Origin of the sequence: Streptomyces sp. NPDC057854, from assembly GCF_042797055.1 — a bacterium.
Lineage (GTDB): Bacteria > Actinomycetota > Actinomycetes > Streptomycetales > Streptomycetaceae > Streptomyces.
In genome coordinates, this window is record NZ_JBHVMF010000001.1 from 30,823 (window position 1) to 45,381 (window position 14,559).

A 14,559-nucleotide genomic window follows, 5' to 3' on the forward strand; every position below is an offset into this window, starting at 1 on the left:
TCGGGCCACGGTAGGCACGTGATCACAGGCCCGACAAGGGCGCCGAACGCGCCCCCGGCGCATTGTCCACACTGGTCGGAGGGGTCTGCTGGACAATCCTCCGCCGTCCAAGACTGGGGTCACGGCGACAGTCGCCGACCGGATCGACGCGATCCGCAGACCGAGGGGGAACCCCACATGAACGCACGCAGGAAGGCCGCGATGGCGCTGGCGTCGGCCGCGGCGATGGCCGGCACGCTGCTCGGGACGGCGGCACCCGCCCACGCCTACGGGACGCTGGACATCCGCCACGCCCGGGTGGACACGGACGACTGCGAGAGGCTCAGCGGAACCCTCGCGGTCACGGCGGCCAGCAACGGCTGCTACCTGTACGACTCCGTGGACAACACGTTCTTCGAGAAGGACGCGGGCGGCGAGGCGCTGAAGGTGGAGCTCCGGAACGCGGGCACGCTCGTCTCCAAGGTGGAGTTCCACCCGCAGGGCGAGAAGCTGTGGATCTACGACACCGCCGCCGACGGCGACACCGTGTACGTCCGGCTCTACACGGCGACCCACGGGTGGTCGGCCGTCTTCTACGCGACGGCGGGAAAGAACCCGCACGTGGTGGACTTCGACTTCGCGGAGGGCGAGCCCGTCCTCGTGGAGATCTACGACAACTCCGACGCGACCGACCGCATCACGGGCTACTGGGGGCGCGCCTGACCTAAGGCGCTCGGCCGGCCCCGGGGGCGCGTCCCCGGGGCCGGCCGTGCCCGTCCCACGGCCGACGCTTGGCCCCGCGCGGGGGGCGGGGTCAGGCGCGGGCCAGGGTCGCGGCGCCGAAGGAGACGTCGAAGCGGTCGCACCAGATGCTGACGCTGGGGTACGCCGACCAGTCGACGTCGGCGGGCAGCGGGTAGTTCTGGTCGCCCTTGTTGCCCTTGAGCTTGGCGACGTTCACGTAGCGTCCGTCGTCGAAGACGCCCCAGCCCGCCTTGCCCGGCTTGACCGGGGAGTCGCTGAGCCAGACGCGGAGGTCGGGGCCGTTGCTGGTGTCGAGTCCTTCGAGACGCAGGGTGTGGGTGCCGTCCGTGAGGCGGACGACCTTCGCGGTGCCGGTGGTGTCGTGCTCGTGGCTGATGAAGGTGCCTTCGGCGAGGGTGACGGGGCCGGTGGGCGCGGGAGACCCGCTGGGGCCGGCCGTCGCGGTCGGGGCCGTACCGCCGCTCGGCGACGGGGCCGTCGTCCCGGTGGCCGACGGCGCGCCGGTGGGCAGCGCTTCGTTGACAGTCTCGTCCACCCACAGGGCCCACGGCTTGAACCAGACGAGGCCAGCCGCGACGGCGAGGGCGACGGCGATCCCGAGACCGGCCCGGACGCCCTTCCGGGTCCTCCTGGTCGTACCCGTCGTCCTGGCGGTCGCGCCGTCGTGCGTGGCGTTCTCGCCGCCGCCTTCCCCTTGCGCGCCGTTGTCGCCGTTCTCCCGGCGGGTCCCTTCCATGGGCTGTTCCCCCTTCACAAGCCGATCTCCCTGTCCGGGTCCATCCAACGCGACAGCGCGCGCCTGCGGAAGGGCCGGCGGCGGCGGTGCTCGGGAGACGCCGACGGTGGCGACGGCACGCCACCGTCGGTGCCGCCGGAGGTCCGCACGTACGGTCACGGAGCGCTATCGTCCGGTGACCATGAGGACGAACACCTTGGCGTTCGCGGGCGCGGCAGCGGCGGCCGTGCTGCTGGCGCTCCCGGCGCCCTCCTACGGAGCGCGGGCCGCCGCGCCGCACCGGTGCGAGGGCGGCCAGTCCGACTCGCGCGGGCGGTCGTCGGTGGACGGCTCCGAGGTCGCGTGGGACGACGAGTCGCGGTTCGACGACGCGCGCAAGCACGCGGTCAGGGTCTGGACGGCGGGCACGCTCTCGAAGGTGAGGATCGTGCCGGACGGCGCCACGGCGTACGCCGACGTGGAGTGGCGGGACGCCGACAGTACGAGCGGCCAGTGGCGCGACGTCTACGGCAAGTGGGCAGCGCGGCACGGCACCGACCACCTGCTGCTGAACCGGGCGTACCTGGACACCGGGAAGAGGTACGGCAAGGACGAGCACCGCGGACGGGTGGCCGCGCACGAGCTGGGGCACGCGCTCGGCTTCTGCCACAAGGCGTACGGCTACGGCATGTACCCCTCGTTGCTCTGGGCCGCGTACGACCACATCTCGGGCAAGAAGATCGACGGCCCGACGGAACACGACATCAAAGCGTATCACGCGCTGTGGGGATGAGCTGAGCATGAGGCAGAAGAAGACGGCACCGGTGGCCGTGGCGGCGGGCGCGGTGGTCGCGGCGGCGCTGGTGGTGGGCGGCTGGTTCGGGTACCAGCAGTGGACGGAGCCCGTCGGCGGCGGTCACGCGCTGCGCGGGTACGACGCCACCAGCCCGGCGGGCACCGCGCCCCACACGGAGAACGTGTTCACGGGGCGGGTGGCGGCGTTCGAGGAGCGGCGGGTGGTCGAGGGGTGGACGCAGGACGTCTACCGGATCGAGGTCGGTTCCGTGCTGCGGGGTACGGTCCGGGGGACGGTGCGCGTCACGTACGGGCGGGACGACGGGACCGCCGACCGGCTCCGGGAGGGCAGCACGTACGTGTTCGCCACGCACGCCTGGGCGGACACGGTGAAGGACGGCCACGCGCAGCTGTACCAGGGGGAGATGAGGCCGGTGGACGACGCGGTGCTGGCGGTGTGGCGGGAGGCGGCCGGGCTTCCCGTGGTCTCGGACGGGTAGCCGGCCGGCCCCGTCCCGGGACCGGGCGGTGGAGAGGCCCGTTCGCGCGGCCGGGCGGTGGGAGCCCGTTCGCGTGGCCGGGCGGGACGGACCGTTCACGGGGCGGCCGGGTGGTGGAGAGCCGTTCGCGTTGCTTGTCCCTCCTCATGGCCGAGCCCGCGTGGCCGGGCGCTGTGGCGCGCCGAAGGATGCTGCTGTCGACCGCCCCGGTCGGCGGCAGGCACGGCCCTCAGGGCGAGCGTGCCGAGCGATGCGCGGCAGCCCTGTCGGGAGAGAGCCATGCACACCGTCCCGGAACGTCACGGTCACACGGACGAGAGACCCCCGCGTCGCGGTCCGGCGCCGCCGTCGGGACGGCGGCGGACGCGGTCCGGAGGGCGGCGCTGGGCGGGCGCCGGCAGGCGGTGGCTGCTGCTCGGCGTCTGTCTGGTCACGGGTGCCGTCGGCGCCGGGACCGCGTCGACGGCCGCGGCGGGCACGACCGCGGCGCAGCCGTGCGACCGGGTGCCGACGGGTGTCGCCGCCAGTGATCACTGGCTGAGGTTCCGGGTGCCGCCGGGGCTGATGCCGGACAGCCGGTTCGACGGGCTTCCGGCGCGGATCCTGGTGCACCGCGTGCGGCCGGTGTACGCGAACGGCAAGTGCGCCGACGTACCGAACCGGGCGGCGGTCATGGTCCACGGCCGCACCGGCTCGGGGCCGTCGACGTTCGACCTGCGGCATCCGGCCCCGGAGGGCGGCGAGCTGAGTCTGCAGCGGTCGCTCGCGCGGGCCGGCGTCGACAGCTTCGCGCCCAGTCTGCTCGGGTACGGTCGCTCGACGCGGTTCGAAACGGCCTGGACGATCCGGCGAACGCGAGCCTTCGGCCTTACGAGGCGGACGGCTCGTGTGCTCATCCGGAAGGCTGCGACCGTACGCACGTCCCGGTGTTCCCGCTCGACCAGCAGGGCACGCAGCTCCTGACGAACCCGCTGGGCGGCGAGCGGCGCCCGCATTCGAGCAACGTCCGGTTCGCGCGCGTCGACACGTTCGTGCGGGACATCCGGCAGGTCGTCGTCGACGCGATCGCGCGGGCGCGGCCGACGGACGGCAAGGTGACGCCGATCGGCTTCTCGGCCGGCGGGCAGCACGTCGGGCGCACGCTGTACGCGGTGAACCCGAATCCGCTGCTGCCGGGCTCCGCCGGTTACGTCGCGAAGGTGAACCGCGCGGTGTTCCTGTCGTCGCTCTTCGGCACGCCGACCGAGAAGACGCCGCCGCCGGGCGGCTTCGCCACGTTCCCGCTGCACGTCTTCAGCGACATGTCGCCCACGTGGCGGATGCCGACGCCCGCGCGGGACGCCGCCTGCACCGGTCACGTCGTGCCCGGCAGTCCCGAACGGTGGCGCGGTCAGCTGATGCGGGAAGAGACGGTGGGCCGCGAGAGGGGCTGGAGCGATCCCAGCGAACCGACCGGCGTCATGCGTTCGCCGATGTTCTCCAGTTACGGCTGGAACACCTCCGTCCCGGCGCAGCTGACCCCGCCGACGCTGGTCGTCCACGGCGTCGAGGACACGACGACGCCCGTCACCCACGCGAGTGCCCTCTACGGCGCCCTGCCGACGGCGATGGCGAACAAGGTGCTGGTACGGGTCGAGTGCGCGAGCCACGCCCTGCTGTTCGAAGGCTGTACGGGCCCGCGCTGCACCCGCCGTCGGGGATCCCGTACGGCGGCGCCCCGGCGAGCCGTGGGCGGGCCCGCACGCGACGCTGAAGGCGGCACTGACGGAGTGGATCACCGACGGCACCTTCGCGGGCGCCGCGAGCGGCAGGTTCACGGTGGACGCGAGCGGGGTGGCGAGCGCGAGCCCGTAGCGACGTGGCGACGTGGCGACGTGGCGGCGCCGGATCCAGCGCCCTACCAGTGGCGCCAGACCTCTGCGGGGGCCACGTCCCAGGAGGTGTGCGCGATGTCTCCGGGACGGGAGAACAGCGCCCAGGTCACCACGGCGTCACCGGCCCGCTGGGCACCCAGGTGGACCTCGATGCCCTCGGCGACCAGCTCCCCTCCCCCGGTGGACCGGAGTCCCACGCCGTGCCTGGTCGGCGTAGGACTCCATCTCCGCCAGGAGCTCCGACGGAGTCCGGCCGATCAGACGCATGCCCTCATGGGTGACCTGGGGGCCGAACCGTCCGTCCACCAGCACGCACGTCAGCCCCGCGCCGTCGACGAAGTAGCACTTCACCGCCGGCCGCCTCCTCCAGGTCTGCGGCTGTGTCTGTGGCTTGGCGAACTCGGCTCGCCACTGCGTACGCCCCGTCAGGTGCCAGCCGCCCATGTCGTGCTCTTCCGCCGCGAAGCCCAGCCCGGCCATGGCGGCGACGGCGTCCTCACGGCTCATGCCGAAGTCGAGGGGCCCAATGCTCTGGAGCGGGACGTACCGCCACTGCTCCCGTTCGGCGTCCTCGAGAACCGCCCAGTGATCCATGCTCATGCCTTCATGATCGTCCGAGCCCGATCCTGGAGGCATCGCGCTGCCGGGGCGCCCGCCGCACGCGACGGGGCGCGATCCGGCCGCGCCGCGGCGGCGCCGATCAGCGGTGGGGCGCCGGGCGGGGAACGCCTCGACGGGGTCGGCGGGGCCTGGGCGGCTCGTTCGCCGGGGGCGGTCTCAGCTCAGGGTCTTGAGGGAGGACGCGTCGTACGGCTTCAGTTCGTCGAAGCGGCCCGTGAGGACCTTCGAGGCCCACTCCGGGTCCTGGAGCAGGGCGCGGCCGACGGCGACCATGTCGAACTCGTCGCGCTCCAGGCGGTCCAGGAGGTCGTCGATGCCCTGGACCGGGGAGCCCTCTCCCATGAACGCGCCGATGAAGTCGCCGTCGAGGCCGACCGAGCCGACGGTGATCGTGGGCTTGCCGGTGAGCTTCCTGGTCCAGCCCGCCAGGTTCAGGTCCGAGCCGTCGAACTCGGGGATCCAGTAGCGGCGGGTGGAGGCGTGGAAGGCGTCGACGCCGGCGGCGGCCAGCGGGGACAGGATGGCCTCCAGCTCCTCCGGGGTCTCGGCGAGGCGGGCGTCGTAGGCGTCCTGCTTCCACTGCGAGTAGCGGAAGATGACGGGGAAGTCGGGCGAGACGGCCGCGCGGACGGCGGCCACGACCTCGGCCGCGAACTTGGTGCGGGCGACGGGGTCGCCGCCGTAGGCGTCCGTGCGGCGGTTGGTGCCGGCCCACAGGAACTGGTCGATCAGGTAACCGTGGGCGCCGTGCAGTTCGACGCCGTCGAAGCCGATCCGCTCGGCGGACGCGGCGGCCTCGGCGAAGGCGCCGATGACGTCGTCCAGGTCGCTCCGGGTCATCGCCTTGCCGGTGCCCTCGGTGCCGTCGGTGCGGATGCCGGAGGGGCCGACGGCGGGGGCGTCGGGGTACGGCGCCTGGCCCTGCTGGCGGACCATGCCGATGTGCCAGAGCTGCGGCACGATCGTGCCGCCGGCCTCGTGGACGGCCTCGGCGACCTTCGCCCAGCCCGCGAGCTGCTCCTCGCCGTGGAACCGGGGCACACGGTCGCTCTGCCCGGCCGACTCGTGGCCGACGTAGGTCCCCTCGGTGACGATCAGGCCCACGCCGGCGGCGGCACGGCGGGCGTAGTACGACCGCACGTCCTCGCCCGGCACGCCGTTCGGCGAGAACATGCGCGTCATCGGCGCCATCGCGATGCGGTTCGGCACGGTCAGGCCGTTCAGCGTGACGGGCCGGGACAGGATCTCGGCCGCGCGGGACGCGGACGTCGCGGGGGACGCGGTGACGGTCACGGGGAGGCTCCTCATGGCTGTTGCTTGCCGTAGTGGATGGTTGAGGTCTTCATGCTTTCGCACTGACGGAGACGGTAGAGGGCGATATTTGAAGTAGTCAAGTATCTCCGGGTAGCGTGGACCCATGACCGAAGGTTCCCGCGTCGACACGGCCGAGCTCATGGAGCTGCTCTCCGTCTCCCTCGGTGTCTACTACGGCGAGTTCACGGTCGCGGCGGCGAGCGAGAACCTCACCGCGAGCCAGGGCAAGGCGCTGGCCGTCCTGCGCCGGGGCCCCGCGCCGATGCGCGCCCTCGCCGAGACCATGACGTGCGACGCCTCGAACATCACCGGGATCGTCGACCGGCTGGAGAAGCGGGGGCTGGTGCGCCGCGAGGCCGGTACGTCCGACCGGCGCGTCAAGAACGTCATCCTCACCGCCGAGGGCGAACGCGTCGCCGACACGATCCGCGCGAAGATGCGCACCACCCGGGACGGCCTGGAGCGCCTGGACGACGAGGACCGCCACCGCCTGCGGAGCCTGCTGCACCGCGTCTTCCTCGACGGCCCCGCGTCCTGAGCGCGCCCCCGGACGCAGGGGGCACGTCTACCGTACGACCGGCCGGTTGGCGCCGGTGTACTCGTCCGCGACGCCGAAGACGCTCCCGCACAGCGGGCATTCCGCGCGGCCGAAGAGGTACGCGATGCCCTCGGCGACCTTCTCCCGGCCCGCCTGGACGGCCGTCTCGTACATCCACCTGCCCGTTCCGGTCAGCTCGTCCCGGGCCGCCGGCCTCAGATCACGCCGACGCACATCGCCCAGGTCCCAGTCTCGAATAGCGGAGTACCGCCCGTGGTCGCCGATGGCGACGGTGACCTCCGCGTCGCAGTGGGGGCAGTTCACAGCGTAGAAGTCGTCCACGAAGTCCCCGAGGACCGCCGCCCAGTGGTACTCCCCCACCGTCGCCAGCAGGGCGCGCAGCGACGTGAGGAAGTCGTCGGGTCGCGTACGCAGGTGCTGGACGAGCAGGTCTCGGAGGTCGGCGATGGCGCCGGCGCACGCCGCGAGGAGGTCGTCGCGGCCGTGGGGTCCCGCCGCCCGTTCGACGATCTCGCCCGCCAGGGCGCGGGCCTCCGCACTGCGCGGCGCGAGGCGCACCAGACGCGGCAGAGCCGCGAAGCCGGCCGGGGACACCAGGTCGTGCTCCAGAACGAGCCGGTACCCCAGCTCCCGCCACGCCTCTGCGTCGTCCTCGCGCTCGACCCGCTCCAGGAGCCGCGGAACACGGCCGGTCTCCCCCCGGCAGTCGGCCATGTCGTCCCAGGCTGCTTCCATCCCGACAGTGAACACCGGACCGCCTCGACGACGTACGGGCGGGGGTCAGGCGTGGGCGTCGGGACGGCCGGTGCCGGAGAAGTCGGTGTCGGTGGCCAGTCGGGAGTAGACCGTCATGTCGCGGCGTGCGCCGCCCACCACCTGCCAGGCGCGGAGGAGTCCTTCGTACGCGAAGCCCGCTCGGGCGGCGGTCTTGCGCGAGGCGGCGTTCCAGGGCTCGGCGTAGAGCTCCAGCCGCTCGAAGCCCTGCTCGCGGAGCGCCCAGGAGGCGACGGTGCGCAGGGCCGTGACGGCGATGCCGCGTCCTCGGGCCGAGCCGGCCAGCCAGTAGCCCACGGCCGCCCGGCCTTCGTCGGCGGGGTTCGGCCACAGACCGATCGTGCCGAGGCCGCGGTCTCCCTGGCGCTCCGCCACGACGAAGGGGTAGCCGGTGCGGCTGAGCGCGCGCTGCTCCTGGCGGAGGACGAATGCCACACCTTCGTCGTGGGTGTAGGGGCTGGGGACGGTGGTGATCAGGGGGATGTAGGCGTCTTCGGCCGCCTCCCGAACCAGCGGCAGATCTCCGAGGTGCCAGGGCCTCAGCAGCAGGTCGTCACCTGCGGCGATCCGGGGAACGAGGAAGGGTGTCCGCATCCTTCTCCTCTACCATGCCCGGCGGCTGTCCGCGCGCCGGGCCGGCGCCGTTCCGGTCGGCCAGGCTCGGGCGTCCACCGTCAGGAACGGTTCGCGTACCACCGTCGTGGGGGTCGTGCCGGTGAACTCCGTGATGTCGCGGTGCAGATGGGACTGGTCGCAGTAGCCGCCGTCGGCGGCGGCCCGGGCCGTGGGGGCGCCCGCGACCATGCGGTGGACCGCGCGGTCGAAGCGGATGAGCTTCGCGGCGCGCTTCGGCGGGATGCCGAGGTGGGTGGTGAAGCGGGACCACAACCGCTTGCGGCTCCAGCCGAGTTCGGTCGCCAGGTCCTCGACGCGGACGAGGCCGCCGTCGGCGACGAGGCGGTGCCACACCCACGCGACCGCCGGGTCGGCCGGTGGCCGGAACGCGCCGCGGCGGGCGAGCAGCGCTTCCGTATGGGCGAAGCGGCCCTGCCAGGAGGGGATGCGGCCCAACTCCTCGCGGACGCGCGCGGCTTCGCCACCCCACAGGTCGTCCAGGGTCACCATGGCGCCGGCGAGTTCCGTCGGGCCGACGCCCAGGACCGCTGCCGCGACGACGGGAGAGAGACGTACTTGGACGCACTCGACGTGCTCGCCCCAGGCCCGGACCCCGCCGCCGGCGCCGAAACCGGGTCCGGCGACGAGGCTTCCCGGCTGTCGCCGCCCGGTGCCGTCGTCCACGGTGGAGGTGCCGTCGCCGCACTCCAGGATCAGCATCACGGACGGGTGCGGGATCAGCCGCAGGCCCTCGCCGAGCAGGCCCGGCACCCGGAACCCGGCCATGTCGACGCCCGCCGTCCGGCCGGGCGACCGCGGGCGGGCGACGTCCCACGCGGTCGGATCGACACGGTCGTTCATGAAGAGGCACCCCTGTCCGATCCTACGCGGGGCCTGGGACGGAACATTTCTCCAAGCCGTCTGCCCCCGGCGGCCGTGACAGTGGGCCCATGACCGCACACCACACGGACACTCCTGCGCCCACGCACACGCCCTTGTACGTCCGCGAGGACGGCCCCCGGGACGCCCCCGCCCTCCTGCTCCTCCACGGATCCGCCGCGACCAGCCGCTCGTGGGACGCCCTGGTGCCGCTGCTGGCCGCGTCGCACCGCGTCATCCGGGTCGACCTGCCGGGGCACGGCCGCTCCGCCGCCCCGGCGGACGGCCGGTACGAGACCTCCCTCCAGGCGGCGGCGGTCGGCGCGGCGATGGACCGGCTCGGCGTCGCGCGCGTCACCGTCGTGGGCCATTCCAGCGGCGGCTACACGGCGACCGCGCTCGCCGAACAGCGGCCGGAGCTGGTGACGGCGCTGGTGCTCGTCAACACCGGGCCCGCCATGGACGCCTTCCTCGCCCCTGACGGCGCCGCGCTCGATCCCGCGCGGTGGCCGCCGTCCGACGCGGAGGTCCGCGCCTTCGCGAGCACGGGGTTCCGTGCGGGGTTCGAGGTCCCGCGGGAACTCGTCGACGAGCTGCGGAAGATGAGCTTCCCCGCGCTCGCCGCCTCGATGCAGGCGTCCGTCGCGTACCTGACCGCGCGGTCGCTGCCGGAACGGCTCGTGTCCGTGGGCAAGCCGCTGCTGGTGGTCTTCGGCGACCAGGACCGCCGGTGGCGGCCGTCGTCCGCGGCCGGCTACCGCGTCGTGCCGGACGCCCGCGTCGAGATGCTGCCAGGCGCGGGGCACACGCCCATCCTGGAGGAGCCGCGGCGGACGGCCGCGCTGATCCTCGCCTTCACGGGGCGGGACACGTCGGCGGGGTGACCGGGGGCGGTCGGGTCAGGGCGTGCCGAGGGTGCGGCGCATGGCGCGGCGGGCGCGGTCGGGGGCCGTGGTGTCGTGCTGGAGCTGGATGGCCTGGTTGGCGGCCATGGCGATGCCGTTGAGCTCGAAGGCGATCTGTGCGGGGTCGGTGTCGGGGGGCAGGTCCCCGGCCGCGACGGCGTCCTCGGCGAGGCGCGTGAGGTGGGAGCGCCAGTGGTCGGCGGTGTGCGCGATGGCGTCGCGCACCGGTCCCGGGCGGTTGTCGAACTCCAGGGCGGCGGCGGTCAGGAAGCAGCCGCCGCCGGCGATGCCGTCGCGTTCGAGGTAGTCGACCCAGGCGTCGCACAGGTGCAGCAGGCGCGCGGCGCCGGGGCCCGCGGCGCGCGCGGCCCGGGCGGGCACCAGCTCCTTGAACTGTTCGACGGCGACGTCGAAGGCGGCGAGCTGCAGCGCCTCCTTGGAGCCGAAGTGTCCGTGCACGCCCGCCTTGCTCATGCCGAGGTCTGTGGCGAGCCGGCCGATGGTGACGCCCTCCAGGCCGTCCGTCGCGGCGATGGCCACGGCACGGTCGAGGATCCTGGCTCGGGTGTCGAGGGCGTCGGCGGCGGAGCGTCGGGGCATGCGGGGATCTTAGCTCACGACCGTTCGTATGACACGGGCGCTCGCATGGCAGGGGGGCTCGTACAGCGGGGCGTTCGTGCGGCAGGGGCGCTCGTGCGGGAGGGGCGTCCGAAGGCAGGGCGCTCGTGTGGCAGGAGCGCCCGTAGGGCACAGCGCTCGTGCGGCAGGGGGCGCATGCGACACGGGCGCGCGCGGCACTCCCAGGTGGGGCGGCGGGGCCCCTGCCCGCGCCCGGCCGCCGCGCTTGTCACGCCGGCCGCCGCGTTCGTCACACCAGTCGCCGCGTTCGTCACGCCAGGAACCGCGTGAGCAGTCGGTTGAGCTCGGCGGGCTGCTCGGTGGGAAGGGAATGGTGGGAGGCGCCCGGTAGCACGGTGACGTCCGCGTCGGGCAGGAGGTCACGGGCCGCGGCCGCCACCCGCCGCACGTCGTGGGCCCGGCTGTCCGCCGCCAGCAGCACCAGCGTCGGAACGGCGCAGGCCCTCAGGGTCTCGGGCCGGGGGCGCCGCATGGCGACGACCGTGGAGCGGGGCGCCGTCGCGGCACGGTCGAGGAAGTCCCGCCAGGTGGGGTCCTCGGGGAGGCGGCCGCCGGTCTCCCACGCCATCAGCGCCCGCAGGCGCGCGGCGGAGGGCCGGAGGAGCGTCGGGAGCGCGCGCAGCAGATAGCGCGCGCCGAGTCCGGCGAAGCAGCCGGTGGGGTCGAGGAGGGCCAGCCGGCTGACCCGGTGGGGCGCGCGCAGCGCGTGGTGCAGTGCGACGGCGGCGCCGTAGGAGTGGCCGCACAACCGCGTCTCCGTCAGGCCGAGCCCGTCCAGCACCGCGTCCAGCCACGCCGTCAGGTCCCCGGTGCCGCGCAACGGCGCCCCGTCGTGGACGCTGCGGCCGACGTCGCCCATCAGGTCGACCGCGTACACGCGGTGGACGCGGGAGAGGTCCCCGACGTTGGCGAACCAGGCCAGGGAGGTGGTGCCGCCGCCGGGCAGCAGCACGAGCGGGGCGCCGTCCTCCGGACCGCTGACGTGGACCCGCGTGCTGCCGTACGGCGACGGTACGTCGATGACGGTGACGTCCACGGGCCAGCGCCGCAGCATCGTGTCGTACGCCGTGAAGAACGCCGCCTGATCCCCGGTGTCCCCGGTGCCGCCCTGTCCCATGCGTGACCCCCTGATGTCGTGACGCCGCTTTCGCGGCGGCCTGCGCAACGTCCGGCTCACCGATTGTCCCGCTCCTCCGTCCAGGTGGAGAGGAGGGTCGCGAGGGCCGTGCGCGCGCGGGTGGCCTCGCGGGTCTCGGGGGCGGCGGACCGGGCCTTCGGTGCCAGTTCGACGTGGAGGAAGGGGGCTCCGTGGCGCTGGGCCGACCTGCCCTGGACGTTCGTGCTGCCTTCCAGGGGGCAGGGGGCGGACCAGGCCCGGCAGACGCGGAGGTCGCGGCTCTCCATGAGGGCGGCGAGGCGCGCGGCGTCCTCGGTCGACGCGCGCGCGGCGCCGGTGGAGACGACGGCGTCGTAGGGGCGGCTGCGGGTCTGCGCGAAGCCGTGCAGCTGCACGCCCGGGACGTCGCGCTTCTGGAGTTCCCGGACGATGGCGTGGAAGGCGCTGTCGGTGCGGTGGGCCACGTCCGCCGCGTCGCCGCGGCCTGCGGTGCGGTGGGCGCCCGCCAGGACGAGCGCGCCCTGGGGCGTGTCCTCCAGGAGGCGGGCGCCCAGGTCTTCGGTGTGGCGGTCGGCGACGGGGTGCGGCACCTGGACGCTCCAGCGGATGCCGGTGCCGGCGCTCACATACAGGCGCCCCCAGCGGGCCTCCGGGCCGCTCCCGCGCGCCGCGACCTCGTCGTACCGCCGCCCGGAGACGGCGTCGGTCAGCCGGGTGACGCGGAAGCCGGCGTCGGCGAGGGCGCGCTCGGCGCCGGGGCGGTCGCCGTCCAGGAGGTGGCCGACGCCCCGGGCGAGGCGTTCGCGGTCCGCCGCGCTCGGGGGCCGGTAGGGGGCGCGGTCGGCCGCCTGGCGGGCGTAGGCGATCACCCGCTGGTTCACATCCACCAGTTCCGGACTATCCGGACGAGTACGGGCATTACGGTCGCTTCCCGGCGCCTGGCAGGCGATCAGGACGAGCGACACGCACAGGACGCCGAGAACGTGAAGGAAACGTGACGGCCCCGTGATGAACTGACGGAGAGTTACCCGATTGCTCGTGTGAAGATTCGTCGGTGACATCGAGCAGATCTCTTCCCCTAGGGCGTGCGCTGGCGGCGACCGCTGCCTTCGCCGTTCTCGGGGCCGGTTGTGCGGGGCCCTCGAATCCGCAGGTCAAGCCGGGCGGGCGAGCCTTCACCGTCGCCGCCGCAGGAGATGTTCTCATCCATCCGGAGCTCGTCGAACAGGCCGCCGCCGACGCGGAGGAGACCGGCGGGGGCAGCGCCGGACTGGACTTCGGGCCTTTGCTCGCCGGTGTACGCCCCGTGATCAGCAAAGCCGACCTGGCCATCTGCCACATGGAGACCCCCGTCGGCAGGCCCAAGGGGCCCTTCCAGGGCTACCCCGAGTTCCTGGTCCCGCCGCAGATCCTCACGGCGCTCAAGGACGTGGGGTACGACACCTGCTCCACCGCCTCGAACCACACGTACGACCACGGTCTCAAGGCCGTACGGCGCACCCTGGACGCCATGGACGCGGCCGGGCTCGGACACGCCGGCTCGGCCCGCACCCCCGACGAGGCCCAGAAGATCACCATCCGGGACGTCAAGGGCGTCAAGGTGGCGCACCTGTCCTACTCGTGGGAGTCGTTCCTCAATCCGACCCCCGCGAAGGAGCGCTGGGCGTTCAACCGGATCAGCACCGACGCGATCAAGAAGGCGGAGCAGCGGGCCCGGCAGCAGGGCGCCGAGGTCGTGATCCTCTCGGTCCACTGGGGCCTGGAGCACTACAACGAGCCGAGCGCGCCCCAGCTGCAGCTCGCCGAACGGCTGACCCGCGAGACCGGCATCGACCTCGTGATCGGCCACCACGCGCACGTGGTGCAGCCGATCCAGAAGCTGAACGGCACCTGGGTCGCGTACGGCCTCGGGAACCAGGTGGCCCGGCACTCGACGCCCACCGGTCTCACCGAGGAGGGCGTGATCGGCTGGTTCGAGTTCCGGGAGACGGACGACGGCTGGGACGTCGCCGCCCGCTACCGGACCACGCTCGTCGACGTCCCTCCCGAGGTGGAGCCCGGCGAGCGGCGGCCCCGCGGAGCCGTCGAGGACCACCGGCTCGTGGACGTACGCCAGGCCCTCGACCACCCCGGCGACCTGACCGCCGACCGGCTCGCCCGCTACCGCCTCGCCGCCGACCGGACGCGGGGCTTCCTCTACAACCGGGGCGCTCCCGGCGGCGACGGCCTGACCGAGCTGTCCTCGGCCGAGCTGTCCCTGACGGAGTGACCGGGTGAGCCGTGCCCGGCGGACCACGCCGGGCCTCTGACCGCGCTGGGCTCCTGACCGAGCGGGGCTCCTGACCGCGCCGGGACGGGGGCGGAAGCGGGCGGCCCGGCTGCGCGCCTCTCATCCGGCGGCACGTCCCCGTCTCCTAACCACGCCCCTGACCACGCCCCCGGGCCCGTCACGTCGCCCGCACGGCCCCGCCGACCCGCGGCCCTCGTCCGGGCCGCCCGGCGCCCCCC

17 protein-coding genes are annotated in these 14,559 nt (G+C 73.8%); 6 read left to right on the forward strand and 11 right to left on the reverse strand.

Annotated elements, in window-relative coordinates; genetic code table 11:
* Positions 1-177 precede the first annotated feature (177 nt).
* On the forward strand, positions 178-702 hold the full coding sequence (locus ACFVQZ_RS00170) for a hypothetical protein (protein ID WP_383618453.1): 525 nt from the start codon (positions 178-180) through the stop codon (positions 700-702).
* Positions 703-793: 91 nt separating this feature from the next.
* Here the strand turns inward: ACFVQZ_RS00170 and ACFVQZ_RS00175 are convergent, their stop codons facing one another.
* A complete protein-coding gene (locus ACFVQZ_RS00175) occupies positions 794-1,480 on the reverse strand; it encodes a DM13 domain-containing protein (RefSeq protein WP_383618454.1) in 687 nt (228 codons plus the stop codon).
* Between the two features lie 181 nt (positions 1,481-1,661).
* On the opposite strand from ACFVQZ_RS00175, the gene ACFVQZ_RS00180 reads away from it, so the two are divergent.
* A complete protein-coding gene (locus ACFVQZ_RS00180; RefSeq protein ID WP_383618455.1) occupies positions 1,662-2,252 on the forward strand; it encodes a hypothetical protein in 591 nt (196 codons plus the stop codon).
* Positions 2,253-2,259: 7 nt separating this feature from the next.
* Positions 2,260-2,754, forward strand: a complete 495-nt coding sequence (locus ACFVQZ_RS00185; RefSeq protein WP_383618456.1) for a hypothetical protein — start codon at positions 2,260-2,262, stop codon at positions 2,752-2,754.
* 530 nt (positions 2,755-3,284) lie between these two features.
* On the opposite strand, the gene ACFVQZ_RS00190 is transcribed toward ACFVQZ_RS00185, so the two are convergent.
* From ACFVQZ_RS00190 to ACFVQZ_RS00205, 4 genes are all read right to left on the reverse strand, one after another.
* Complete coding sequence (locus ACFVQZ_RS00190) at positions 3,285-3,884, reverse strand: hypothetical protein (protein WP_383618458.1); 600 nt, start codon at positions 3,882-3,884, stop codon at positions 3,285-3,287.
* Between the two features lie 56 nt (positions 3,885-3,940).
* Positions 3,941-4,105, reverse strand: coding sequence for a hypothetical protein (locus ACFVQZ_RS00195; protein WP_383618459.1), 165 nt, complete (start codon positions 4,103-4,105; stop codon positions 3,941-3,943).
* A 546-nt stretch (positions 4,106-4,651) separates the two neighbouring features.
* The gene (locus tag ACFVQZ_RS00200; protein WP_383618461.1) at positions 4,652-4,825 is read right to left on the reverse strand and encodes a hypothetical protein; all 174 of its coding nucleotides are present in this window, start codon (positions 4,823-4,825) and stop codon (positions 4,652-4,654) included.
* A 580-nt stretch (positions 4,826-5,405) separates the two neighbouring features.
* Positions 5,406-6,557, reverse strand: a complete 1,152-nt coding sequence (locus ACFVQZ_RS00205) for an NADH:flavin oxidoreductase (protein ID WP_383618462.1) — start codon at positions 6,555-6,557, stop codon at positions 5,406-5,408.
* A 109-nt stretch (positions 6,558-6,666) separates the two neighbouring features.
* Here ACFVQZ_RS00205 and ACFVQZ_RS00210 point away from each other — a divergent pair, with 109 nt between their 5' ends.
* Positions 6,667-7,101, forward strand: a complete 435-nt coding sequence (locus ACFVQZ_RS00210) for a MarR family winged helix-turn-helix transcriptional regulator (RefSeq protein WP_383618464.1) — start codon at positions 6,667-6,669, stop codon at positions 7,099-7,101.
* A 27-nt stretch (positions 7,102-7,128) separates the two neighbouring features.
* Here the strand turns inward: ACFVQZ_RS00210 and ACFVQZ_RS00215 are convergent, their stop codons facing one another.
* Genes ACFVQZ_RS00215 through ACFVQZ_RS00225 form a run of 3 tightly spaced genes read right to left on the reverse strand, consistent with a single transcriptional unit; the run spans position 7,129 to position 9,372 of the window.
* Positions 7,129-7,857, reverse strand: a complete 729-nt coding sequence (locus ACFVQZ_RS00215) for a hypothetical protein (RefSeq protein ID WP_383618465.1) — start codon at positions 7,855-7,857, stop codon at positions 7,129-7,131.
* 45 nt (positions 7,858-7,902) lie between these two features.
* On the reverse strand, positions 7,903-8,490 hold the full coding sequence (locus ACFVQZ_RS00220) for a GNAT family N-acetyltransferase (RefSeq protein WP_383618466.1): 588 nt from the start codon (positions 8,488-8,490) through the stop codon (positions 7,903-7,905).
* Positions 8,491-8,499: 9 nt separating this feature from the next.
* Positions 8,500-9,372, reverse strand: a complete 873-nt coding sequence (locus tag ACFVQZ_RS00225; protein WP_383618467.1) for a helix-turn-helix domain-containing protein — start codon at positions 9,370-9,372, stop codon at positions 8,500-8,502.
* A gap of 89 nt (positions 9,373-9,461) precedes the next feature.
* Between ACFVQZ_RS00225 and ACFVQZ_RS00230 the strand changes: the two genes are divergently transcribed.
* Positions 9,462-10,274, forward strand: coding sequence for an alpha/beta fold hydrolase (locus tag ACFVQZ_RS00230; protein WP_383618468.1), 813 nt, complete (start codon positions 9,462-9,464; stop codon positions 10,272-10,274).
* 15 nt (positions 10,275-10,289) lie between these two features.
* Here the strand turns inward: ACFVQZ_RS00230 and ACFVQZ_RS00235 are convergent, their stop codons facing one another.
* The 3 genes from ACFVQZ_RS00235 to ACFVQZ_RS00245 all read right to left on the reverse strand — a co-directional run bounded on the left by ACFVQZ_RS00235 (position 10,290) and on the right by ACFVQZ_RS00245 (position 12,938).
* Positions 10,290-10,895 carry a TetR/AcrR family transcriptional regulator gene (locus tag ACFVQZ_RS00235; protein ID WP_383618469.1) on the reverse strand — a complete coding sequence of 202 codons (606 nt, stop codon included), beginning with the start codon at positions 10,893-10,895 and terminating at the stop codon, positions 10,290-10,292.
* A 289-nt stretch (positions 10,896-11,184) separates the two neighbouring features.
* Complete coding sequence (locus tag ACFVQZ_RS00240; RefSeq protein WP_383618470.1) at positions 11,185-12,051, reverse strand: alpha/beta fold hydrolase; 867 nt, start codon at positions 12,049-12,051, stop codon at positions 11,185-11,187.
* Positions 12,052-12,107: 56 nt separating this feature from the next.
* Entirely contained in the window at positions 12,108-12,938 is an 831-nt protein-coding gene (locus ACFVQZ_RS00245; protein ID WP_383618471.1) for a hypothetical protein, read from the reverse strand.
* A gap of 203 nt (positions 12,939-13,141) precedes the next feature.
* On the opposite strand from ACFVQZ_RS00245, the gene ACFVQZ_RS00250 reads away from it, so the two are divergent.
* The gene (locus ACFVQZ_RS00250) at positions 13,142-14,320 is read left to right on the forward strand and encodes a CapA family protein (protein ID WP_051787963.1); all 1,179 of its coding nucleotides are present in this window, start codon (positions 13,142-13,144) and stop codon (positions 14,318-14,320) included.
* Positions 14,321-14,559 lie beyond the last annotated feature (239 nt).